The sequence below is a fragment of the Bacteriovorax sp. BSW11_IV genome (assembly GCF_000447755.1).
In the GTDB taxonomy this organism is placed as follows: Bacteria; Bdellovibrionota; Bacteriovoracia; order Bacteriovoracales; family Bacteriovoracaceae; genus BSW11-IV.
Map to the genome: position 1 here is coordinate 15,167 of NZ_AUNE01000004.1, position 23,800 is coordinate 38,966.

Sequence of the window (23,800 nt, forward strand, 5' to 3'; positions counted from 1 at the left end):
ATTGGAGTTTTCATGATGAAAAGGTTTGTTGCTGCAACACTTGTTTGCATCAGTATTAATTCATTCGCGAGTATTCAGAAACCAACGTCAGAAGATGTGTTGTTAAAGAAGTTTTCGCAGACTTATAAAACAAACCAAGATTATGATAATCTGAAAAAAGAAACATTAGCTCTTAAATCAAAAGCTGTTCCATCTTTGATAAAAGTTATGAAAGATGGAAATTACCCTGATAAAAATAGATGGATGGCGACTTTTCTCCTCGGTAAAATCATGGGGGATAAGTCTGCTCCATTCATTTCAAAGTTCACAAAGCACCCAAGTTGGGTAATGAGAATGGCGAGTTTAAAAACTCTACTGGCCCTAAAACAAAAACAATATGTGTCTTCTTACCAAGAACTTCTTAAAGATAACTCGATGCTGGTAAGATCTCAGGCATTAAGTAATATTCGTGAGCTAAAAATATCTGAAGCAGCTCCTCATGTTTGGGCGATGCTTTATGATAAGCGTAATTATCACTCAAATAGTAAAGATCAAAAACATAAGAGAATGGATATTATTAAAAACGTTGTTAAGACAGTGGGAGAGTTGCAATTTAAAAAAGCAACGAATCCTCTTCTGACTATGATTCAAAAAGACAGATATAATGACATCTTTGAAGAATTAAATTATGCGCTTTCTCAGATTACAGGTGTGAAGCCAACTAAAAATGATAAAGAAGCAGTTCGTTTATTTTGGAAAAGCAAAGAAGTATCTTTTAAGACAATTTAATTATGAAGAAAAAACTATCTATACCTGAAAATATTTCTGTTTTAGTTATTGAAGATTCACAAACTATGGCAGATCAATTGTTAAATGCTTTAAAGAAATTAGGATTTCCTGATTCAATAACTCATACACTTGATTGTAAAACCACTTACGAAGCGCTTAATAGTAAGAAATTTCATTTGATTATTTCTGACTGGAATCTTCCGGATGGAACTGGATTTGAAATTTTAACTAAAGTTAAGGGTGGTGGAGCACATGCCAGTGCACCATTTTTAATGGTAACTACTGAAAATGAAGTTTCAAATATGATTGATGCAATTAGTGCAGGAGCTACTGAATATCTCGTAAAGCCGTGGAATATAGACGAGCTCGAGAGTAAGCTCGCCTTTTGTTTGGAAAAAATTTAGAAGCTACTTTCTTCTTCTTTAGCTTTCTTTTCTTCGATCTCTTTTAGTTTTCTCTCAAGTGCAAGGACTCTTCCTACGCGATAGAGAATAGTTTTTTCTTGAAAGCCATCACTGCGAATAACTTTCCATCCTTGAAGAAAATCTTTTTCAATCATTTGTCTTTTGAAAACTGTTACTTTTGAAACTTCGCGAGATCCTTTGAAGCCTTTGACAACATTTACAATAAGTTTAAATTTTGCAGACTTTACAGAATCTCCTGATCCGAATGAATCTGAAAAATTTAGTTCTGTTGTGTTATCACGCCATCTTGTTTTGATTACACCCGTTTCCTGATTTTTAATTTCAAGATCATAATTGGCCATAATCTTTATGACTGCCTGCCAAGTTTGGTTGTAATCAAAGGTGTAAACCTGTGAAGGAATTTCATACTCTTCGACAATATACTGAAATTGCTCATAGGAAGAGCAGCTTGTCAAAATTGTTAGGAAGAGGGCCATAATCACTTTTTTCATAATCTTTCGCATGGTCAATTTCTTATAAAAATACTAACATACAGATATAATTATATATGATTCCCTATCTCATTAAAAGCAGGCGCACAATATGGACAAAAATGGCGACATCCTAAAAAATGTTTTATTACTTGAGGCCCGTGCTCTTGAACAGGCCGCTGGAAAAATTACAGAATCTGATGCCCTCCATGCGACAGAAATCTTTAAAGATCTTCTTGCCACCGGTTCCAATATTGTCTTCTGTGGGGTTGGGAAGTCTGGTGTTATCGCTCAAAAACTAGCTTCCACATTCACTTCGTTAGGTCTTCCTTCTTTTTTCCTTCACCCAACTGAGGCACTCCATGGAGATCTTGGGAGAGTGGGAAAGAATGATGCTATCGTCTTTCTTTCAAAATCGGGAACGACAGAAGAAATTATTAAGCTTCTTCCTTACTTAACTGTAGATCCAAAAAAGATGATCGCTTTAGTCGGAAATACAGCTTCTCCAATTGCTAAAAAATGTGGTCTTGTTCTTGATTGTAGTGTTGAGAGAGAGGCCTGTATTAATAATCAAGCGCCAACAACAAGTTCAACACTGGCCTTGGCCATGGGAGATGCTCTTGCCGTTTTATTTGAGCATGTCACTGGTCTTACGAAAGAAGGTTTTGCAGAAAATCATCCCGGTGGATTATTAGGGAAGGCCCTTCGCATGAAGGTAAGAGATTTAATGTGGAACACGGATGAGTGTCCTTTGCTTAAGTCTTCAGACACTTTGAAAGACGTGATTATTCAAATGACAAAAAATCCTGTCGGCGGTTGTGCTGTTGTTGATAGTGGGAAATTTGTAGGCATTGTTGTTGAAGGTGATATTCGAAGAACTCTTGCAAAAAATGGAGAGGGACTTGAAACAAAAGTTTCTGAAATCGTAAATAAAACTCCTGTTGCAATTGGGCCAGATGCTCTGGCCTATGATGCTCTGAAGTTAATGGAAGAGCGTCAACATGAAATTAATCTACTTCCTGTTGTGGACAAAGGCGTATTCTGCGGATTTCTACGCCTACATGACTTAATGAAAGAAGGATTTACGATCTCTCGCAAAAAATAAAAGAGAAAGAACAAGCCATAAAATACCATTGCCCCAAATTCCATATTGTTGAAATACTGTTGGGGCAAGATTCTTATCTACGACAATCGGTAAATCCAAAACTCCATCTGTGTGATAGGCCAATCTCTCACTTTCACTACCATCTTCATATAGTATTGAAGTAATACCAGTGTTTGTCACACGCACGATGGGAACATTGAACTCAATGGCGCGCCAATGAGATAAGAACAAGTGCTGTAATGGTTCCGATGTATTTCCATACCAAGAATCATTTGTAATATTAATAATAAAATCTGGAATTTTTTTTGTGTTGTTTAAGTAGTCCCTAATGAAGCTTGAAAATAAAATTTCATAGCAAATGGCCGCTGAAAATGTTGCATTTTTTTTCGTTTCAAATAATGGATAGGTTGTTCCGGCCGCAAAGAATGAAATATTTTCAATATATTTTGCTAAGAACTCATTAAGTGGTCCAAATGGGAGTGATTCACCAAAAGGAATTAAAATTCTCTTATGATAAGCATCTTTCAATCTAGCATTTTCACTAAAGTGAAAGGCCGCATTGTGTTGAGTCTCAAAGAAAAAGTTATTTCTTTTGCCCGAAGTATCGTAACCGCCAATAAAAATTTCTGAGCCCATCTTCTGTGCAATCATTTGAAATGTGTATGGTGTTAGGGCCGGGTCATTTTTCATAAGACGTGAATCTAATATTCTTGGAAATGAAGTCTCTGGCCAAACAATTAGATCGGGTGTCACTTGCGCTTCACTAATCGAGAGATTTCTATAAATCGTAATCACTTCACCTAGAGCTAGTTGAAGTCCATTTTCAGAGTGGATTTTTAGGTCATTACCAATATTTCCTTGTACAAGCCTCAGGTTGAGTTCATTTTGTCCTTCACTCTTTTGTAGAGGGACAACTACTCCAGCTAGTATTAGGGCGATTGAAACCCCAATTGATAAGACATCGGCTTTTTTTGTTTTTAAAGATCGCACTATTGTAAGAGCTAGAAACACACTGATGAATGAGTAGTAGGGGGCACCTAAAAATTTGGAAATACCTATATAGGGTGCAAACCATAGGAAAGGGTGGCCTGCGTGTGCTGGAAACTGTTGTGGGACAAAATACTCTAGCAAGACAAAGAGTGCTGTCAAAAGCACCATTGTAAAGCTTGTATTGAAGAGTTTTTTACGAGCGAAATATTTAATAACAATAAATGCAAATATGTGTGGGGTAATGATTAATGTGAATAAGGCCCCTAAGATATAATTCACAGGAAAAAATAATCCACCAAAAACTTTGAGAAGCTCTGGAATCCAATAATAGCCAAAGAGATTGTATCCAAGTGAGAAAAGCAGGAAGCTAACAATTTCATTTTTAAGTGAAATCTTTTTTGTCTCATTGTAATTTAATGAAAAATAATAAAAGAGCATGGCAAGGCCAAGAATACTTCCCAATGGGAATGAAGGAAGGCCTTTTATTGGAAATGCGCTCGCATATAGCAGCCCTCCAATAAAGGGGATCGACTTGTTTGCGAATGGGAAGTTTTTTATTTTTAATATTGTCATGATTTCATTCTAAATGTGACTTAGGCATTTGCCAATTTCTCGGGTGCTAGTTATCATAATATTATGCACATACAACACGAGAATAATGAACATCTAAATACACACAATCCTTTCAAGGTTCACTACGAGCAAGTGAAGCGCTGTCCTAAGTGCTCTTCAGTCTTCATCACTGAGCGTGAGTGTGAGGCCTGTGGATTTCAGTTTAACTATAATCCTCTTGGTGAACCATTAGGAGAAAAGAGTTTTTATTCAATTCGTGAGTCGTATTGGTCTCAACTTTCATCATTAGAAAGGTCTAATAGGGCCTTAGAAAGTAAAAAGGGTGAGAAGGCAAAGAGATATATCTCTAAGGTCATTCTAAGATATAATGATTTGTTAGATTTCTTCTACGATACAACAAATAAGGATCATGCCCACCATAATCTCTATTTTTACGAACTAAAAGACATAATCCTTGAGCTTATCAGTTACGATGTTCCAGAAAAAGAAATTTGGAGTTGTGTGACTAAGGCCGAAGGTGAGGGTCTTGAATTTGAATTAACTTTCTATCAGAGAATCTCTGAAGCGATTAGTGAAGGGAAGAGGGATCGCAACAAAACAAGAGTCTCATTGCAATCCCTGCTTTCGTATCGCTTGGGGGGAGCTGTAAAAATTATTAATGTATTCTTTTTTGCACTGACGGCCGTGGCCGTCATTAGTGGTGCTTTAGCAGTTTATAGATTTTTAAATCTCTAGTTACTTTACTCTGTAAATGATCTTACCTGGAGCAGGTGTTGTTGTCTTACTTGCTACTTTTCGATCGTCTACTTTAATCGTCGTCATTTCTGAAGCAAGTTGTTGTGCTTTAGTTGCATCAAGTCTTCCACCTGTGGCACATTTACCTTCCAGTGTGAATTCTTTCTTTGCAGACTTGTTGATAATATCAATGATTTGCTCAGAGCTTAGGTCTGGAAACTGAGACTTAATCATTGAAGCTACACCCGTTACAAATGCTGTTGCCTGACTTGTACCCGTTAGGTAACCAGATCTATTGCTTGGAAGTGCAGATTTAATTTGGTATCCAGGAGCTGAAATATCAACAGCTCTTTTTCCATAATTTGATGAACTTAGTACTCTTAGATTTTGGTCATAAGCAGTTACTGTTATAATATTCTTTAGATCGTAGCTTGCTGGATAGTAAGCATTAGACTCTAAATCAATATTTGATTCTTCATTTCCTGCTGCTGCTACAACAAGGATACCTTTTGCTTCAGCTTTCTTTAAAATCTCAAGCTCTTCAGTATCTGGCTTAGGGCCACCACCTGAATAATTGATGATATCAACATTTTGCTCAACAGCGTATCTAAGAGCATCGATAGTTGACTTCAAGTTATCTTTTCCAGATGCGTTTCTATCGTAATATTTAAGAGCTAGAATCTTAACTTTTGGGAAGATGCTTTTGATGATACCTGATACGTGAGTACCGTGACCATGATCATCACTTGGACGCGAATTACTTACTCTATTTTTAGAGAAGTCTACACCGTAGTTGGCCGGACCAACTTTTCCTGCAGGAACATAGAGATTGTCCTTTAAGAATGAATGGTAATAATCAATTCCAGTATCGATTACAGCAACGACAACTTCTTTTTTCTCTGAGAAGTGTTTCCATGCTTCAGGAAGATTAATAGATGAGAGCTTGTTGTCTGGATCAATACCCCAGCTTGAATACTTTGATTTAAGTTGGTTTAAGTCTAGGTGAGAAGCGTCGACTGCAAGGCCGCTTGTCGATAACATAATCGAACCAGCGAGAATCAGTGTTTTAAAACATGTTAACTTCTTCAATAACATCTTAGGCTCCCCATAAGAATTAGACTGATCATAATTTCAACAACAATTTCTGTACACCAAAAAGCTAGAAGCTTGGTGACACCTGTATTAAAGCAATTATGTGGCCAAAAAACAGTACGTGATTTCAAGGTCTTATGGCTTTTGTCTGAATAGTAGGCGAAAAAAGTATGGAGGGCCGCCTATTTTTTAGACAAAAATTGAGGCCCAATAAATTTCGCTCCTGTTAGAGAACTGGCACAAGATGTAATAATTTCTACTAGCAAGCAATTGACGGCACCCTTATATAAGATGAGGGCATGAAATATCTCGTGAAAATTGTCCTTATTGGGTTTTTCTCTTTTACTGCTTCATTTGCAGCGACGCCGGGATGTTTCAAAAAACTAGACCATGCCTTCACTTTAGAAAGCTCTTTCACATTCAATGAACTTGAATACATGATCATGAATCGTGAGCCAGGTACTTATGGAATGGGTCCATTTGCAAAAGAGATTATCGATGGCATGGAAAAACTTGTTCGCAACACAAATTCACCAGATGATCTTTTAGGACTTCTTGATTCTCTAAATGATTTGGCCTTTAAAAAAAGAAATTACATTGCTAATGAAAGAGAGATGATTGATCTTGCATCTCAACATATTTATAAACTTATTGTTGAAACATCTCTACTTAATCGCATTTATGCACTACGCCCATCATTTACAGTTTCTCAGTCAGAGGCCTTTGTACAAGGATTTAACCTACTTGAAAAAAATGTTTATCAAATGCTTGAGGATAATAGAGGTAATATCCATTCACGATTAAAATCAATTCGAATGCAAGTTGAAGTCATTTTTGATGAAACAAAAGCTGCTCAATTCTTAGACTATATTCTAAATGAGTATTCTACTTACACTCCAAGTACAATTACGCCTGTTCTCGCTGAAATCTATATTTCACAAGTTTTCACTAATCTTAATCATTCGATGCAATACTTTAGCCCATTTTCTGTAAGACTTTTAGCTAATCTTAGTACTGATATGCGCGCGAAGCTCAACAAGACTCTCGGTGAGGAATACATTAAAGTACTTAAGTTAAGTGAAAAAGCGGATGCAGATGATAAGGCCGAACTTAAAAAGAAAAGAAGAAATCTAGAGTTCTTAAAAAGAGTTTTAAATAATGATGTCTTTCAAGAACAATTTTCTAAGATTGAGTCGGGACTCTACACTCAGGCCATCGGGAAGAGAATTAATACTTACTTTAAAAATGCAAACTTTGATTTTAAATACGATTTTAATAAAGTTTTAGAAATTGCTAATGATTTAAAATCATCGAGCATTACTGAATTGATGGAAGAAGGGGATTACTTCATTCTATACGGGAGCTTTCCCAACGGTAAGATGAATTTAAAAAAATCAGATATTGATCTTCACCCCTCAAAAGGATTACTGAAAAGAGAAAATGACACGTTTGAGCTATGGACTATTTTTGACAGAGATCCTGAGTTAGAAACTTATTCAAACAAATTGAAATTCGATGAAATCGCTAAGAGAGCGATTGAGAGAACTTCTATTCTTGAACAAGTTGAAAATGATATTGCGAAAACAATGCGTACTGAAATCGAGCGCAAAGGGAGTTTTCTTTCAATTATTGCAAACGATTCTGATTTCTTCGATATTGAAAAACTTGGAGTGTATAATCCTGTTATTATCAAAATCTATAAAGATCAGGTAATAGTCAATATTGTCGATGGCCTAAATGGTCTGTTAGTAGAACTAAAAGTCCCTTAATTGACACCTTCAAAAGTAATTCTGACACCGCTCTCCTAAAGTGACCCCGCTCATTTTATAAAACATCTTGAAATCACTAAAAGTTATTTTGGCACGATTCATGCTTTTAAAATTGTGTGAGACTTGCAATCAAGGAGGGAGCAATGTCACAGATAACCTTCGGAAGTATTTTTGTCATGGCAATTTTACTGTTTATGACATCTTGTGCGACTTCAAGTAACCGCACACAAAGAGCTCCGGCATATAACAAAGATGCATTCTTTGAAAAAGAATTGAAAAGACTGCTTGTATTAACAGAAAATTTAAATGAGACAGTAGTTGTTAAATCTTATGAAATGTAGATAAGAGAGAGTTGGCCGATTAGCCAACTCTTTTGAATCTTTGTTCTTCTCTTTCGCGCTCTTCTGCGTGAGTGATACAAAGGTCGGCCCAAGGTTGATTATCAAGTCTTTTGGCCGCAATTTCTTCATCACATTCTTCGCAGTGACCGTAAGTACCATCTTCGATTCTCTCAAGCGCTAGCTCGATTGCACGAAGTTTTGTTAATTCACGTGTTCTCATATTAAATGAAACTTGCTGATTGATGACATTGTTGGCAAGGTCAGCCTCATCAGCTAGATCATCTGTTGAAACAGTGAGATCTTCATTCTTTCTAAGGATGCCACCATTAAGAATTTCACTTCTAAGGTGCAAAAGCTTGTCCTTATACTTTTCTAATTTCGCCTTATCCATACAATCCTCCTTGAAGTGCTATTCCAATAACGCTTTTGCGCATGGGTAGGGCATACATTAAATTTTAACCATGCCCTGCATTTTTTTGATATAAGGGCAAAATCGTCCTTTTTCATATCAAAAAATAGCTCTTCTTTTGCTTATAAACCTCTTCTTCGGCAAAAAGAAGTATCCTCTATTATCGGTGAAATTCGCCTTCGACTTAAATTTTTTATGGTTTCAACGTAAAAATCAGAGCTTAGGATTATGAATATTAACTCTTTCTCTAGTTATTCTGTGGCAAGAAGGATTTTCTTCATCTTATCATCTTCATTTTTAGTGGCGTATTCATAGGGTCCCAGACCACTTTGATCGGATAAACTTTTGTCAGCACCATTTCTTAAAAGGAATCTCACGATATCGTAACGACGAGCTTCTACGGCCATAATAAGTGCTGTTCTACCAGATTGATCTTGAACATTAATATCAACACCTTTTGAGAGCATATACTTTAACGTTTCCGCAGTTGCTTTTTTGGCCGATTTTAAAAAGCCTTTGTCTGTCGGAGCAAGATCGACGTGAAGATAGCGAGGGATAGTTAGAAATGATGGGCCATTGTTTCTTTGTGGTTTTATTGAGGCCGGGCTTCTGTTGCTCGATACTGTAATTGGTCCTTTAGGAGTATTATCTGGCTCAACCGCAGGTGCCTTGGCCACTGTCTCCATAGGTTTGGCAGCGGCTTGAGCGACGGCCTTATTTTCTTCAATGATTGATTCTAAATCTGATTTTTCAAGAGAAGAAACGGAAGTATCTTTTAATTCTTCAATTTTCTTTTCAGAAATTAAAAGTGATTCAAGTTCTTGGGCCTCTTGTGAATTGCCAAGTTGAGCAACACGATCTTTATGCTCTTGTTCAATGGATGAGCAAGAGGCAAGTATGAAGATTAATGTTAAGATTAGTGTTTGTTTCACGAATAAAACCCTCGTTTCCATTATTTTATCGGAAGTCCGAGGGTTTTACTTAAGTATTTTGTTTATGATTAATGAAATTAGTTGTTTAGATCACGCCAAGAGCGGCCTTCACGATTTTGTCTCATTTTTTGCCAAGTATTTACGGCCTTAGCATGGTCTTTATAAGTTTTTGAGAAAATGTGAGTTCCATCATTCTTACTTACAAAATAAAGATAAGAGTGCTGCTCAGGATTGAGAACAGCATTTATAGATTCAATTCCTGGATTTGAAATGGGACCAGCAGGTAGGGCCGGAATTTTATAAGTATTGTAAGGAGTTAATTCAAGAAGGTCTCTTTTTCTAAGATTCCCATTAAAGTTCTCATAGATACCATAAATTGTTGTGGGGTCTGATTGTAATCTCATTTTCTTTTTCAGACGATTTAAGAACACTCCAGCAATGATAGGTCTTTCAAATGCAGCTCCAGTTTCTTTTTCAACCAGAGAAGCAAGGGTAATCACTTCTGATTTAGAAAGTGATGATTTAGAAAAATCAATTTCAGAAATTTTCTTATTAAACTCAGAGACCATAGATTGAATAACTAATTTTGCAGGCATCTTTTCATTGAAGTGATATGTTTCAGGATAAAGGTACCCTTCTACTCTTTGTCCTTCAATTCCAAGAGACTTTGCAAATTCTTCATCTTTAGCAAGTGTGATAAACTCATTTGCTGATTCGATGACACCTTTTTCTTCTAATAATTTTGCAATTTCAAAAAGGTTTTTTCCTTCTGGAATAGTGATTTGAGTTGCGATTGCTTTACCATTAACAAGAGTATCAAATACATCAAGCATATTTGAATCGCTCTTAATCATAAAACGTCCGGCCTTAAATTTTGTCATAAGGTCGTTGATTTTCGCATAACGATAGAAAAGCTTTGAACTAGAAATTAGGTCTTCTTTTTTTAATCGGTAGTTAATACTTGAGAATGCTTCTCCAGACTTAACTTCGAATACAATGTCTGGTCCACTGTATTTCCACCAATTGATTTGATCGTAAACTCTAATTCCGGCCAACAGGATGGCAAGACCGGGTGCCAAGACTAAAAGGATAAATAAATGTTTCTTACTCATAGCTTATAGAATAATTGAGGGGCGAAATATGGGCAAGTATTTTGAGGGCTACTTTTCGCTCATATAACGAGAAACGCGCTGCTGAAAACGTAAAATTTTACAACGGTCCCAGTAGCCATTCTTAATTGCATAAGGAAGATCAGAGTTCATCATGGCCAGAACTTCTAGGTTTGTTGCTCGGCATTCATTTGTACCTACAACAAAATGCGCACTCTCATGAATTATAATTTGAGCGACAATTTCGATAGGTTGCTTTAATGCTCTGAGACACAAGTATACATTGTTACCAATATGGCCAAAAGCATAGGCCATCGTATTCTCATCACAAAAACGCAGTTTATCGTGAGGAAGTTCAATAATCATATTGGCCTTGGCCAATCGACTGTGTAGGCGTTTAAAAATGGCATTGTCAGCAATGAAGCCTGCGGACCATGTATTTTGCTCAATGGTCTTTTTGAGAATATCCAAGGCCAGAGCTTGAGCTTCTCGTGCCCCTTGAAGATCAAGAGTTTTGGGAGCATCTTGTAAAAGCTTGAGTGCCTTCTTTTCAGACACGAAATCAACAGCGAAGCTTTGACTTGAGAGTAATAAAAAGAAGATTAGTAAAATTCTCATCAACAAATTATATGTTAAAAAAAAAGAGTGATGAGTTTTATTGTAAAAAAGTAACGGCCTGCCAGTTTTTATACATTTTCTAAGAAATGATTTAGTGAAAAATTCATTACTTACCAATTAAGAGCGAATTTAAACGGCGATAGTCTTCTCTTAAATCAACAGGTAAATGCTCTACAAGTTCATCAATATATGTTTTTTGAAGCTCCGAATTTTTCAAGCAGCTATTAATTTTCTCTATAACGGCTTTACTTGCTTTAGAGCAAAGAGCATAGGCCTTGATGGCCCCTGATTTTTCATTTTCTTCTAAATATAAATATGCAAATTGGCCTCTTTGCTCGGCCGGCAAACTTTGGATATGGTATAAAAAGCTAATGGGATACTCAAAGAAGTAATCGAATCTTTTTTGAAGAAGCATTTTGTAGAAGCCCATTGGTGAAACAGAGTTTCTTTTTAAAACGTTCTTTCCATGATCTCTTAAAAGAGAATTTACTTCTATTCCGTAAGTTCCTTGTTCAACCATTCCACCAAGAAGTTTTTTGTCTTGAAGTAGTGATTTTAATGAAACGCGATTATTAATAGCTTTGAATCTTCCTAAATCACTTTTTCTGACAACTATGAATGCATTCGGAATTGTAAAAACGAGCTTGGAGGCGAGACGACCTTTTTGTTCCGCTGGATCTGTTCCTAGGGCCGGAAGGCAATACATGGTCAAATTGCTATCAAGATTTTTAAAAATTCTGGGTAAGCTACTGGAGCCAAGATTTGTGTGCTTAAAGTCCTTGAGACATTTTTGAAGTTGTTTTGAAACAATGTCACCAAAGCCGCTACGATCACTTTGATAAATAGGAGCATAGTCAAAAGTCATCCATGTGACTAAGTTATCGCTGGCCTGAATATTGAAAGCAAGAATGCTTAGAATAATCTTAAGTAACATGGCTAAAGCATACTACCTAACAATCGAAAACCAAAATCAAAAAAGATTAATGGAATTTTGTCATTTATAAAAGATATAACGATTTAAATACTTCTTGTTTTGCTTTTACGCGATTTCATTTTTGATAAAATCTTCAAGAATAATTGATGCTGCTAGCGCATCAATTTCTCTCATATCGACTTTGAAATTGTAGCGAGGAGAGTTTTTCATACGCTCTGCTGCTTCGTAGGAAGTAAGTGTTTCATCTTGAAGATACAGTTCTACACCATCTAAAGTTTTTAAAAATTCTTCACTAAATTTTTTTACTTTTTCAGTCATATCGCTTTCGTTTCCGTCTGTATAAAGAGGAAGACCGAGAACGATGACTTCTACTAACTCATCATCAATAATAGACTTTATGTCGCAGATTATTTGATCGTCGCTCTTATAAATAATCTTTCCAAAGGGCATTGGGTAGGGGTCTCTACCTGGCGTGAAAATACCTAGTCCTGTTACTTTCGTTCCATAATCAACGGCAAGAATTGTTTTGTTCAAAAACTTTGTATAATTTGGGAAATTTTCAAAATTCATATTATCTTCTAGTAAAAGCGCAGCCCGACACCAAGACCAATTCTAGTAGAACTTAATTCATCAGTATCTCTAGTTAAAGAGTGATTTTTAACAAATATATTATAGCTTAGTCTAGAAGAAGAAATGTAAGTAAGTGTTCCAATCGTTTTGTAACCTTTATACCCATCTCTCCCATCACTTGAACTTGAAAGCACACCATAAGACCCACTTATCTTGGCGATGATATTATGCTTACCAAAATTTTTATACATACTTAGTCCACCAGTGACAAAAGTCATCGTATTGGAGACAAATCCAAATTCTCCCACGTCTACTTTGGTAGGATCTGAAGTGCTGAACTTCTCATAATCAAGACCGTAGTAGTAATTGAATGTACGAGTTCTGCCTATTCCAATTTCATGATAAAGTGTCGCACCAATCTCAAGAGGAACGTCAATATTTTCAGAACTAACACCCGTAACTGTAGAAGTCGTCAATTTTGATCCGTATATACTGGCCGATAAAGAATCTTTGTTAGCAAGTTGGTAGCGAACCATTAGACCTAGTGTTCCTGGTGAGTTTTGATCGAAATCGATTGTAGCACCATTGCTTAACTTTTCTTGGAAGGCCCCTTTTGAAACAGTATAGAAGGCCAAAAGATTAAACTTTCGTGAAAAGAAGTCTGTAGGCTCGAGGGGTTGTGAGTAGTTCCATGAAATGAACGGTGACGAAGGAGGCTCTACATAAATGCGGTCACCAGTTTTTGGACCTTGCGTCTTTATGTGTTTATTCCATCTTTTAAGTTCTTCGGCATAATCAATGGCCGGTTTGTATTTGGCGATGTAGAGGTCGTTGTATTTCTTTGCCACTTCAAGCCAAGTTGTGTCTTCTTCTATAGCGATAATTTTTGGCGTAGGTTCTATGTCGAACGCCCATGCTGACAAGTGGCACAATATACTTAGGATTAAAATTAAACTTTTCAAGAATTCCCCTTCATGACGCTATATGAATATTTTATTTATTCTTGAGGAATTTCGCACATTAAGGCCAAATTTTCCCCATTTTTTTGCTCAAGTATTTGATTCTAGGACTTTCGCCTTTCTTGACATTTTTTACTAAATAGCGATACTAGAAATGTTCACTATTCGTGGAAATCACTCTTAAGCTTCCTTCCAAAAAAATTCAGGAAATTAGTTTTTTACATGACCGCCACGATTCTATTTGTTTACCAAAAATAATTTACATATTACCAGGAGAAGTTGTTAATGCATCTCAATGATTTAAGAGAACAGGACATTAAGGAACTCAACCAAAAAGCGGAAGAATTACAAATCGAAAACGCCAGTGGGATGAAGAGACACGAACTTATATTCGCTCTTTTGAAAACTTCGGCTAAAAATAAAGAAGACATTTTTGGAAATGGTGTTCTTGAAATCCTACCAGATGGTTTTGGTTTCCTTAGATCTCCAGGTTACAACTACCTTCCAGGTGCCGATGATATTTACGTTTCTCCGTCACAGATCAGAAGATTTGGTCTAAGAAAAGGGGACTCTGTTGAAGGTCAAATCCGCCCACCAAAAGAAGGTGAGAGATACTTCGCCCTTCTAAAAGTAAATACAATCAACGGACAAACTCCTGAAGCACACAAAAAGACAGTTCTTTTTGATAACTTAACTCCACTTTACCCTGAAAGAAAAATCAATCTTGAATCTCATCCAACGAACTATTCGACAAGAATGATCGATATGTTTGTTCCTCAAGGTTTTGGACAAAGATGTCTAATCGTTGCACCTCCAAAGGCAGGTAAGACAGTTCTTCTTCAAGAAGTGGCAAACTCAATCACAGCAAATCACCCAGATGCAAAACTGATTGTTCTTCTTATCGATGAGAGACCTGAAGAGGTTACAGATATGAAGAGAAACGTTCAGGCCGAAGTTGTTTCATCTACATTTGATGAGCCAGCGAGCCGTCACGTTCAAGTTGCAGAAATGGTTCTTGAAAAAGCTAAGCGTTTAACTGAAGCTGGGGACGATGTAATTATTCTTCTAGACTCAATTACTCGTCTTGCTCGTGCATATAACACAGTTGTTCCACCGTCTGGTAAAATCCTTTCGGGTGGGGTTGACTCAAATGCTCTACACAGACCAAAAAGATTCTTTGGTGCTGCTAGAAATATTGAAAATGGTGGATCTCTTACAATTATCGCTACGGCGCTTATTGATACAGGTTCAAGAATGGATGAGGTTATCTTTGAAGAATTCAAAGGTACAGGTAACTCTGAAATTCAACTTGATAGAAAACTTCTAGAGAAGAGAATTTTCCCAGCTCTAGATATTAATAAGTCTTCTACACGTAAGGAAGACCTACTTATGGATCAGCTAGACCTTCAAAGAACTTATGTTCTAAGAAAAGTTCTACATCCAATGAGTACTGTAGATGCAATGGAATTCATGCTTGCTCGTATTACGAAGTCGAAGACAAATGCAGAATTCATGGAAAGCATGAACAGCTAGAACAAAAAAAAGTTTGAAATTAAGGGCCAACCATCATGTTGGCCCTTTTGCGTTATAAGGAAATGAGAAATGTTTCACAAATTAGATGCCGTTGTTGATCGCTACGAAGAATTAACGGAAAAACTTGCTGATCCAAGCATTTATGATCGTCAGGATGAGTTCAAGAAAATCTCTTCTGAAAGAGCAAATCTTGAGGATGTCGTTATTGCTTACAAAGAATACAAGCAAGTAATGGAAGACATCGAAGAGGCGAAAAATATTCTGAAAAATGAAAAAGACGAAGATATGCGAGAAATGGCAAAAGAAGTTCTTGCAGAAAACGAAGGAAAAGTTGAGGGAATGGAAGCTGAGATTAAGATTCTTCTTCTTCCAAGAGATCCGCTCGATGATAAAAACGTTATCGTGGAAATTCGTGCAGGTGCCGGTGGTGACGAGGCCTCTATTTTCGTTGGTGATGTTTGGAGAATGTACCAATATTACATTAAAGAAAATGGTTGGAAGCAAGAGCTTATTTCAATCTCTGAAGGTGACGAAGGGATTAAAGAAGTTATTTTCTCTGTTACAGGTGAGAAAGTTTATTCAAAATTAAAATACGAATCAGGTGTTCATAGAGTTCAGCGTGTACCAAAGACTGAAACTCAAGGACGTGTTCACACTTCTACGATTACAGTTGCTGTGATGCCAGAAGCAGATGAACTTGATTTCAAACTTGATCTTAATGAAGTTCGTATTGACGTTTACCGCTCATCAGGTGCGGGGGGACAGTCTGTAAACACGACAGACTCAGCTGTTCGCGTAACTCACATTCCTACAAACACAGTTGTTGCTTGTCAGGATGAAAGATCACAGCTTAAAAACAAAGATAAGGCCCTAAAGATTCTTGCTGCAAAAATTTACGATGAGATGATCCGTGAAAAACACGCAAAAGAAGCTGCTGAGAGAAAAGGACTTGTTGGAACAGGGGATCGTTCTGAGCGTATTAGAACATACAACTATCCACAAGGTCGTTTATCTGATCACAGAATCGGTCTAACTCTTTACTCTCTAGATCGCATTATTGAAGGTGATCTTGCTCCAGTTATTGATGCTCTTATTGCCCATAACCAAGCAGAGCTACTAAAAGGACAAGACGATTGATGAGTTCATTTTCTTTTGGAGAATTTGCAGAGAAGTACTTTAAAGATCACAAAGACGATCTTCAAAAGCACTATCCCGGCATTGCTCCAAGAAGATTAAAACAGGAACTCGAGCATTTTTGCTTAGAGTTTCAAATCAATATTGAAGATCTTTTTGAGAGTCGTTATGTGCCGACTCTCAATTCTCCAATTCAGCGTTTTTTTGATCTACTTGCTAAGGGGACACCCCTCGAGTACATAAGGGAAAAGGCCTATTTTTATCGCTCTGAATTTACAGTCAACCCCGACGTTCTAATTCCAAGAAGTGAAACTGAAATTCTTGTAGAACTTGGTGTTCAAGAATTAAAAGACTGGCAAAAGAAGACAGATGAGAATTTAAGACTTTGTGATATCGGAACAGGAAGTGGCGCCATTGTGTTGTCGCTCTTACAAGAAGTCGATAGACCAATTGATGCGATCGCTACTGATATTTCACGCAAGGCTCTAAAAGTTGCGAAGAGAAATTTCTTCAACTTAAGATATAAGATTCAAAAGAAATCATCAGTTCATTTTATTGAAACTGATAGACTAAAAGACATAACAGAAAAGTTTCATGTGATTGTCAGCAATCCTCCTTACATTATGAAAAATAATGATAGAGAACTTGTTCACGATCAAGTTGATCTTTTTGAACCCCATGTAGCTCTGTATTTGAATGACGAAACTTATTTTTCTTGGTTTAATTCGTTATTTAAGTCAGTCTATGAAGCTCTTCTTGAAGATGGTGTATTCATCATGGAAGGGCACGAAGATCACCTCCAAAAGCTTGGGGATTTAGCGCGTGAAAATGGTCTTTCACACGTTGAAATCATTCAAGACTACACAGAGAGGGATCGCTTTTTAATTGCGAGGAAAAAATGGATAAAATGATTATAAAAGGCCCTGCTAAACTTAATGGTGAAGTTTCTATTTCGCGTGCGAAAAATGCATACCTTCCTATTCTTGCGGCCGTACTTCTTTCTGATAAAAAAATTACGCTTAAAAATTTACCTGAACTTCGTGACATTAAAACGATGATTAAACTTCTTCAAAATCTAGGTGTAGAAGTTGAAAAAGAGGGGAACCTGACTCATTTTAACCCAGGTACTCTTTCATCTCATGAAGCGACTTATGATCTTGTTAAAACAATGAGGGCATCCATCTTTACATTAGGACCACTATTAACAAGGCTTAAAAAAGCAAAAGTTTCTCTTCCTGGTGGTTGTGCTATCGGAACGAGACCTATTGATATTCACCTAACAAACCTTGAAAAAATGGGTGCGAAAATTAATCTTGAGGCCGGATATGTTGAAGCAGACTGTCCTCAGCTTAAAGGAACGACTTTAAGACTTTCTTTTCCATCTGTTGGTGCCACTGAAAACCTTATGATGGCCGCTGTTTTTGCTGAAGGTGAGACTGTCATTGAAAATGCTGCAAGAGAGCCTGAAATTGATGATCTCGCAAATTTTCTTAATGCCATGGGTGCTAAAGTTTCTGGAATTGGATCTTCGACAATTAAAATTGAAGGAGTAAAAGAGCTTCATGAAGTTGAGTACGAGGCCATTGGTGATCGTATTGAAGCGGCCACTTATGTTATGGCAGGGCTTATCACGAATTCTGAAATTACAGTAAAAGATTTCAACCCCCATCATATCGATTTCGTACTTGAAGTCTTAAAAGATATGGGTGCAAAACTTGAAGTAGGTGAAAACTTTGTTAAAACTTATCCAAGTAAATTAAAGCACGCAAAAATTGAAACGGCTCCATATCCAGGTTTTCCAACGGATGCTCAAGCACAAATGTTGGCGCTTATGACTATTGCTGAAGGAACTTCGGTTGTAGCTGAGCATATTTTTGAAAACAGATTTATGCACGTTCCAGAGTTAAACCGTCTTGGTGCTAAAGTTGATCTTGAAGGAAACGTGGCCTTCGTTGAAGGTGGGCATGCTCTTAAAGCTGCTCCTGTAATGTGTACAGATCTTCGCGCTTCAGCAGCTTTGATTTTGGCCGCTTTAAGTGCATCAGGAGATACACTTATTGATCGTGTTTATCACTTGGATAGAGGATACGAAAAACTTGATGAGAAGCTTTCTAAGCTTGGGGCAAGCGTTAAGCGCGTAAACGAATAGGAGTTTATTATGGAAGATTGTCTATTTTGCAAAATTCATAAAGGTGAAATCCCATCGACAAGAGTGTATGAAGATGAAAATGTCATCGCTTTTAGAGATCTTTACCCACAAGCAAAAGAGCACATTCTTTTTATCCATAAAAGACACACTAAGAACGTAAACGAGCTAGTGGCAACTGATCCCTCTGAGCTTTCAGATGTATTTCTTGCCATTAAAAAGTATACAGAAGACTCGAAACTTACTGAAACAGGGTTTCGAGTTGTCACAAACTTTGGCCCAGATGGTGGTCAAACTGTATTTCACACGCATTTTCACCTACTAGGTGGTCAGAAACTCAAGGGCTTTGGAGCTTGAAGAGCTCTTTCACTTTTGAAATATTTGCTCCATAAATTCATAAAATAATCTAGACCTCCAGTTTTTAAGTGTACAAGCTTTGAAACTTGGAGGTTTTATGATTTTAGCAATTTTTCTTTCTGTTTTAATTTTTACTTCTTGTTCTCAGGGGAATTCATCTCCAGAACTTTTACCGGCACCACTTAATTATTCGCAAACCAAAGAAGAAGTGAGTGCTGTTACAAAAGTTAAAACAATAGAGAGCTTAAGAAGTATTGATTATAAACAGTCCTCAAAAAAAATGTTCAATCCCTACTTTCTCGTAATTCCGATGAGAATTAAGTTTTTTAATGAAAGAGGAGATTATTCTTCAGTAGAAAGCCTCGAAAAATATAAAAATAAAGTTTATCCATTATCAAATGAAGAAGAAGAGCTTGTAAATTTTGATAAAATTATTAAGTTAAATTTTAAATTATTTGATGAAAATTTCTTCTTAGTCAAATTGGTCGGCGGGAAGTTTGAGATCATCTCTAAGCTTAATTTAGAACCTTTAAATGTCTCAGATAATGAATATCGTTTGAGGATTATGAATAAGGAGAAAGGACTTTATTTTATTTATTCACCTTCAGTTTATGTAAATGATTTTAGTAAAGCTCTTCCTGATTTTTTGATTGATATAGAATCGAGTGAATTTTACGATTTAGATGCTGCTTTGAAAGTAAAAGGTGAAACTATTCTAAAAAGTCTTCTACCTTTGAGCTCTAACCTTGCACAGAAAGAAAAGATTATTTTATGTAACAATAGTGTTTTGCGCTTTAATGTCTCAGGAAATGTCTTTTATCAAGAGCCGGTTGTTTTAGATGAAATTTTTGAAGCTCCAAAAAAAGATAGTTTTGGAAATGTAAAATATATTGATAGACATCCTTATAAACGTAGAGAAATTTCTGAAGAAAAAAAGAGAATGCTTAATATCACTGATATAATTAAAGGGATTGTAATAGATAGAGAAGACAAGCAAAGTATTTCTTTGAACATTTCTCAAATTAGTAATAACGAAATTAAGATTTATTCATTGGATTTAGTAAATTGCCCTGTAGTTGAAATAGCAATCAATTCAAAAATTAATGAGAGGACAATTGAAACAGGAGTTTTTGAATTTCGTGGTGAGCCTGCGAATGGACCATTTGCTGCTGTTGGAGGAGATATCTTGTGGACAAAAAAAGCAAATGTTAGTTTAGTAGATCGCTTAGAAATTTTTACTCAACAAGTTGAAATTCTTTAAACGAGGGCCTTCTAAAAAGAAAGCCCATCAAATAGTGATTTAAGAACAGCTTTTTGAATACGAGAAATTTCGTAAACCTTGGCCATGATAAGAACTGGGCTTTTCTTGATCATACAAGCAAGAACCAGTTCGCCTTTTTCTTGATTAAATTCAGCGATAGTAAATTCTTGGCCAAATTCTTTTTCATAGTGACCCATGACTTTATCTTCGAATTCTCCACCTGTGAAAGGGTGGGGAAGTTTCTTGCCTTCAATTCTCGCTTTAATAAGCTTATTTTTTTCAGTTTCTTTTTTTGCAAGCTCAATGTCATTGAAAATGATTTTAAGTTCTTTTGCACCTAAATTTGATTTTAGGATAAACCATAGTTCTTCAAAAAAAGTTGTTCTATCGTTTGGCCATAGTTTGTTTAGGTGAGTGATAACTGTGAAAAGCTCTTCTAAAAGAGTGATATTGTTTTGAAGAGTCCAGTTTGAATTCATTTTTTTGAAGATAGATTCCATTGAATCGTTATCAAGCTTTTCAAACTTCTCGCTAGCTAAATTTACTTCAGCACTAGAGCGAATAGGGAAGAACTTCGCTTGCTCAGAAATGATTTCTTTAACTTCATCATTTTCGTAAAGAGAATCTTCATAGATAAGGGCCTGAACTTCTAGGTCCGATAACTCACCAAGATCGATAATTTTAGTTTCAACGTTTTCAGTGTTAAATGTTCTGTAAATAAATTGATTGTCAGATTTGATGTGAGCTACTGAAAATTCCATTTTTTCCTCTATAGTTGCGTCTAATACTCGGCCATCAGTCTATCCTAATTGTTCTTTGATGTGAACAATTGATGTGATGCATACAGGGGCTAGGTATGCTTTTCTCACATAGACCCCGACAAAAAGGGGCCTTACAATAGACTTATGACTAAGTGCACACTTCTTCTCTTAATTATTCTGGCGGTTTTTCCTGCGTTTTCGCAAGATGAAGTCGTTTTTAGGGCCCTCTTCGTAGGCGATTCCCTTCAAAAAGGGAAAGATGTCACTGTAGAGAAAAACTACCACTATCTGACAAATTCTGCGCTTTACCAATTCGATATTGATGGGGATGGTAAGGTTGAAGGGATCTCTTTCGCCTATCGCGATGGTGAGCATTGGGTAGAAGTTTATAATTTAAAAAAACACAAAATCTTCGAATTTAAATTTCAATCTTTTGGTGCAAGAGCACAAGTTCATAAAATGAAACTGGTAGAAGTGGACAGTAAAAATCGTGCCATTGTGATGTATTTTTTTGAAGGCATTTCTAAGCATGTTGAAACAACGGGAAGCGGACGACTTTATGTTCTAAATATTCCGGATAGTGATTTAACAAAGCTCTCAGTGCACAAGGGTGTTCCTTATTGGATTGAAAGAAAAGACCACCTTGGTCGCTATTATCGCAGAAACTATGAAGTTGGAGCGTATGATATCGATGGCAGTGGTCAGAAAGAAATTATCGCGAAGTCGGGAACGATTTCTTATATTATGAAATACTATCCCAATAAAGGATGGAAAAATCTCTAAGACTTCTATGAAGCTTTTGGAAGATCCCAGTGATCATCATCTGAATCACTTTTTTCTTCTTCTTTTTTCGCTTCAGCAATATCTTGATTTTTAACTTTTGTTCCAAACATAAGTCCGAACCAAAAAGCAAAAGGTAGGATTGCAATTAGAAAAAACAAAAGTGTACCTTTACCAGTACTCATCGTATCAGTTTGTTCACTTTCTTTGACAGGAAGACCTGTAGGGGATTGTGTTGAATTGATCTCTCTACTATTTGCTTTTGTGAAGTCATAGCCTTTAACGTTCTCTTTAGGAGCATCGTATTCTTCTACTGTAATAGTCTTTACTGGATCAACCGCAGGCTCGCGCCCCCAGCTGCTATTCATGGCCGTGATGATAATTAAACAAACAAGTAATATGAGATTCTTTTGCATTGATAACCCCGCTAATTACTATCTTATCGTGAATTGAGCGAGGTTTTTTAGGGGGAAAAAATGTGGCACCTAATAAATACGAAGTTTCATATCGTGATCAATACCAATTAGTTGACCAGGACGCATTGGTATCCAGATGTTTTCACCTGATAAGGGTTCACTCGAAAAAATGAGATGGTTCACATATCCCGATTTCGTTACGGCTTCACACTCTGGAGCGAAGCTAGGACAAGTGTCTCGTTCTGGACATCTGGTTTTATAAGTAGAGTAGTGAAGATTCTTACCACCATGATGTGCGATCATCGTTTCACCATTAGTGAGAATAAAAGTCAGGTATGTTTCAGTATTACCAGCATTATCAATTTGTGAGTAAGGGCCGATGATCTTTACAAGTTCAGCGATGGACTCTTGAAGTGATTTTGCGACAATATCTATGTTGAAGCTTTTTTCGAAGAGATTAATTTTACCCTCAAGATGAGAGAGCAGAAAATAGAAGATAACTTCGCTATCAGTATTTCCTAAAATAAAGCGTCTTAGATTAGGATTAATCATTGAGACAATTTTGTCTCTAAAATTGGCGAAGTCTTTAACATTTCCATTATGTGCAAAGACCCATGGCCCAAATTGAAAAGGGTGGGTGTTTAAAATATTCACTTGTCCCAGAGTTGCATTACGGATGTGGGCGAGAACCGTTTGTGATGAAACGATTCCTGACACGCGCTGGAAGATGGAATCATCCATCGCAGTTTTTTCAGACTTTATAAGATGTGGAGAGCCTCCAATATAATAGGCGACACCCCATCCGTCAGGGTGAGCATTACTTTGAAGTCCAAGTGCATTTTCCGCATGGACGAGGGATGTATGGACTTGGCTTTGGATAACTGAGCGAAACCCGAAAATTCTACACATATTAAAAACCCCTAGTGTTCTAGGGGTATTTTAACATCAAATAAAAGAAGATTTTAGTCAGAAGAAAGTTCTTATAACCATTTTTCAGGGTGCTGGTGCATGAAGCTTACGATGGCCTCAACCGCCAGGATAACGCTCTTTTTACGCCCCTCTGGAGTTAGGTCTTTTCTCATTGAACACTTCATCTGAATAAATTTTGTGTTTAAGAGAACCACAGTATGAACGATTTGATTAAAAATTGAGTGAGCGGCCCATAATTTTGCCTCTTCAGGGACTTTTTCACCAAACTCTCTATCCATAACTTTTATTAACGCCTCCATGCCTGGAGGGCCAAATTTTCTTGGTTCGTCTGGACTATAGAGGTCGTCAGAAATATCAATCTCGTCACTTAGAAAGATTTTGAATGTATTGAGAAGGCCTTCACCGTTTACGATGAAAAGATCGTACATATATGAACAGGCCTCAACAGTATTTGAGAATTGTTCTAAATCCACCTCTAGAGAACTGTCGAGGTCACACTTACAAGAAATAAAAAGCTCGTGATAGAGATTGTGTTTATTCTGAAAATGATAATTAACGGCAGCAATATTTACGTTGGCCTCTGCAGCGATATCGCGAATCGATGTGGCCGCAAACCCTTTTTTTGCAAAAAGGGCATTGGCAACGTCTAATATTTTTCTCTTTGTTTCGTTCATTTCATCCTC

Annotated in this window: 27 protein-coding genes; 13 read left to right on the plus strand and 14 right to left on the minus strand. The window is 36.7% G+C overall.

The window, feature by feature from the left end; translation table 11 throughout:
- Positions 1-12: 12 nt before the first annotated feature.
- Positions 13-768, plus strand: a complete 756-nt coding sequence (locus M899_RS00960; RefSeq protein ID WP_021269583.1) for a HEAT repeat domain-containing protein — start codon at positions 13-15, stop codon at positions 766-768.
- A 2-nt stretch (positions 769-770) separates the two neighbouring features.
- Positions 771-1,172, plus strand: a complete 402-nt coding sequence (locus M899_RS00965; RefSeq protein ID WP_021269516.1) for a response regulator — start codon at positions 771-773, stop codon at positions 1,170-1,172.
- Here M899_RS00965 and M899_RS00970 read toward each other — a convergent pair.
- On the minus strand, positions 1,169-1,684 hold the full coding sequence (locus M899_RS00970; RefSeq protein ID WP_196801710.1) for a hypothetical protein: 516 nt from the start codon (positions 1,682-1,684) through the stop codon (positions 1,169-1,171). The genes M899_RS00965 and M899_RS00970 overlap by 4 nt on opposite strands.
- Positions 1,685-1,775: 91 nt before the next feature.
- Here M899_RS00970 and M899_RS00975 point away from each other — a divergent pair, with 91 nt between their 5' ends.
- Entirely contained in the window at positions 1,776-2,768 is a 993-nt protein-coding gene (locus M899_RS00975; protein ID WP_021269556.1) for a KpsF/GutQ family sugar-phosphate isomerase, read from the plus strand.
- Here M899_RS00975 and lnt read toward each other — a convergent pair.
- On the minus strand, positions 2,730-4,331 hold the full coding sequence (lnt, locus tag M899_RS00980) for an apolipoprotein N-acyltransferase (RefSeq protein ID WP_021269539.1): 1,602 nt from the start codon (positions 4,329-4,331) through the stop codon (positions 2,730-2,732). The genes M899_RS00975 and lnt overlap by 39 nt on opposite strands.
- Positions 4,332-4,394: 63 nt before the next feature.
- On the opposite strand from lnt, the gene M899_RS00985 reads away from it, so the two are divergent.
- Positions 4,395-5,066 carry a hypothetical protein gene (locus M899_RS00985; protein WP_034727233.1) on the plus strand — a complete coding sequence of 224 codons (672 nt, stop codon included), beginning with the start codon at positions 4,395-4,397 and terminating at the stop codon, positions 5,064-5,066.
- On the opposite strand, the gene M899_RS00990 is transcribed toward M899_RS00985, so the two are convergent.
- On the minus strand, positions 5,067-6,161 hold the full coding sequence (locus M899_RS00990) for a S8 family peptidase (RefSeq protein WP_021269560.1): 1,095 nt from the start codon (positions 6,159-6,161) through the stop codon (positions 5,067-5,069).
- Between the two features lie 296 nt (positions 6,162-6,457).
- Here M899_RS00990 and M899_RS00995 point away from each other — a divergent pair, with 296 nt between their 5' ends.
- Both M899_RS00995 and M899_RS01000 read left to right on the plus strand, forming a co-directional pair.
- Positions 6,458-7,927, plus strand: a complete 1,470-nt coding sequence (locus M899_RS00995; RefSeq protein WP_021269608.1) for a hypothetical protein — start codon at positions 6,458-6,460, stop codon at positions 7,925-7,927.
- 143 nt (positions 7,928-8,070) lie between these two features.
- Positions 8,071-8,268: a hypothetical protein gene (locus tag M899_RS01000; RefSeq protein ID WP_021269567.1), complete on the plus strand. Its 198-nt coding sequence runs from the start codon at positions 8,071-8,073 to the stop codon at positions 8,266-8,268.
- Positions 8,269-8,287: 19 nt separating this feature from the next.
- Here the strand turns inward: M899_RS01000 and M899_RS01005 are convergent, their stop codons facing one another.
- From M899_RS01005 to M899_RS01035, 7 genes are all read right to left on the minus strand, one after another.
- On the minus strand, positions 8,288-8,659 hold the full coding sequence (locus M899_RS01005; RefSeq protein ID WP_021269621.1) for a TraR/DksA family transcriptional regulator: 372 nt from the start codon (positions 8,657-8,659) through the stop codon (positions 8,288-8,290).
- Between the two features lie 269 nt (positions 8,660-8,928).
- Entirely contained in the window at positions 8,929-9,609 is a 681-nt protein-coding gene (locus tag M899_RS17335) for an ankyrin repeat domain-containing protein (RefSeq protein WP_021269551.1), read from the minus strand.
- 77 nt (positions 9,610-9,686) lie between these two features.
- The gene (gene mltG, locus M899_RS01015; protein ID WP_021269636.1) at positions 9,687-10,721 is read right to left on the minus strand and encodes an endolytic transglycosylase MltG; all 1,035 of its coding nucleotides are present in this window, start codon (positions 10,719-10,721) and stop codon (positions 9,687-9,689) included.
- A 48-nt stretch (positions 10,722-10,769) separates the two neighbouring features.
- Positions 10,770-11,336 carry a hypothetical protein gene (locus M899_RS01020; protein ID WP_155897027.1) on the minus strand — a complete coding sequence of 189 codons (567 nt, stop codon included), beginning with the start codon at positions 11,334-11,336 and terminating at the stop codon, positions 10,770-10,772.
- Positions 11,337-11,442: 106 nt separating this feature from the next.
- A complete protein-coding gene (locus M899_RS01025) occupies positions 11,443-12,270 on the minus strand; it encodes a hypothetical protein (RefSeq protein WP_021269638.1) in 828 nt (275 codons plus the stop codon).
- Between the two features lie 105 nt (positions 12,271-12,375).
- Positions 12,376-12,840 (minus strand): Holliday junction resolvase RuvX, encoded by a 465-nt coding sequence (gene ruvX, locus M899_RS01030; protein ID WP_021269601.1) that lies wholly within the window; start codon positions 12,838-12,840, stop codon positions 12,376-12,378.
- An 8-nt stretch (positions 12,841-12,848) separates the two neighbouring features.
- Positions 12,849-13,802: a hypothetical protein gene (locus M899_RS01035; protein WP_021269520.1), complete on the minus strand. Its 954-nt coding sequence runs from the start codon at positions 13,800-13,802 to the stop codon at positions 12,849-12,851.
- 282 nt (positions 13,803-14,084) lie between these two features.
- On the opposite strand from M899_RS01035, the gene rho reads away from it, so the two are divergent.
- The 6 genes from rho (at position 14,085) to M899_RS01065 (ending at position 20,230) form a co-directional block, all read left to right on the plus strand.
- A complete protein-coding gene (gene rho / locus M899_RS01040; RefSeq protein ID WP_021269559.1) occupies positions 14,085-15,332 on the plus strand; it encodes a transcription termination factor Rho in 1,248 nt (415 codons plus the stop codon).
- A 69-nt stretch (positions 15,333-15,401) separates the two neighbouring features.
- Positions 15,402-16,469: a peptide chain release factor 1 gene (prfA, locus tag M899_RS01045; protein WP_021269623.1), complete on the plus strand. Its 1,068-nt coding sequence runs from the start codon at positions 15,402-15,404 to the stop codon at positions 16,467-16,469.
- The gene (locus tag M899_RS01050) at positions 16,469-17,377 is read left to right on the plus strand and encodes a N5-glutamine methyltransferase family protein (RefSeq protein ID WP_021269538.1); all 909 of its coding nucleotides are present in this window, start codon (positions 16,469-16,471) and stop codon (positions 17,375-17,377) included. Before prfA ends, M899_RS01050 begins: the two co-directional genes overlap by 1 nt.
- Positions 17,365-18,615, plus strand: a complete 1,251-nt coding sequence (gene murA, locus M899_RS01055) for a UDP-N-acetylglucosamine 1-carboxyvinyltransferase (protein ID WP_034727240.1) — start codon at positions 17,365-17,367, stop codon at positions 18,613-18,615. Before M899_RS01050 ends, murA begins: the two co-directional genes overlap by 13 nt.
- Positions 18,616-18,624: 9 nt before the next feature.
- Positions 18,625-18,969, plus strand: coding sequence for a histidine triad nucleotide-binding protein (locus tag M899_RS01060; protein ID WP_021269517.1), 345 nt, complete (start codon positions 18,625-18,627; stop codon positions 18,967-18,969).
- Positions 18,970-19,066: 97 nt separating this feature from the next.
- Positions 19,067-20,230 carry a hypothetical protein gene (locus M899_RS01065; protein ID WP_021269587.1) on the plus strand — a complete coding sequence of 388 codons (1,164 nt, stop codon included), beginning with the start codon at positions 19,067-19,069 and terminating at the stop codon, positions 20,228-20,230.
- 11 nt (positions 20,231-20,241) lie between these two features.
- Here M899_RS01065 and M899_RS01070 read toward each other — a convergent pair whose 3' ends face one another.
- Positions 20,242-20,991 carry a hypothetical protein gene (locus M899_RS01070; RefSeq protein ID WP_021269564.1) on the minus strand — a complete coding sequence of 250 codons (750 nt, stop codon included), beginning with the start codon at positions 20,989-20,991 and terminating at the stop codon, positions 20,242-20,244.
- Between the two features lie 144 nt (positions 20,992-21,135).
- Between M899_RS01070 and M899_RS01075 the strand changes: the two genes are divergently transcribed.
- Positions 21,136-21,774 carry a hypothetical protein gene (locus M899_RS01075; RefSeq protein WP_021269557.1) on the plus strand — a complete coding sequence of 213 codons (639 nt, stop codon included), beginning with the start codon at positions 21,136-21,138 and terminating at the stop codon, positions 21,772-21,774.
- Positions 21,775-21,779: 5 nt separating this feature from the next.
- Here M899_RS01075 and M899_RS01080 read toward each other — a convergent pair whose 3' ends face one another.
- The 3 genes from M899_RS01080 to M899_RS18710 all read right to left on the minus strand — a co-directional run bounded on the left by M899_RS01080 (position 21,780) and on the right by M899_RS18710 (position 23,791).
- Entirely contained in the window at positions 21,780-22,187 is a 408-nt protein-coding gene (locus M899_RS01080) for a hypothetical protein (RefSeq protein WP_021269597.1), read from the minus strand.
- Between the two features lie 69 nt (positions 22,188-22,256).
- The gene (locus M899_RS01085) at positions 22,257-23,096 is read right to left on the minus strand and encodes a class II glutamine amidotransferase (protein WP_021269531.1); all 840 of its coding nucleotides are present in this window, start codon (positions 23,094-23,096) and stop codon (positions 22,257-22,259) included.
- A gap of 71 nt (positions 23,097-23,167) precedes the next feature.
- Positions 23,168-23,791, minus strand: coding sequence for a TetR/AcrR family transcriptional regulator (locus tag M899_RS18710; RefSeq protein WP_021269546.1), 624 nt, complete (start codon positions 23,789-23,791; stop codon positions 23,168-23,170).
- Positions 23,792-23,800 lie beyond the last annotated feature (9 nt).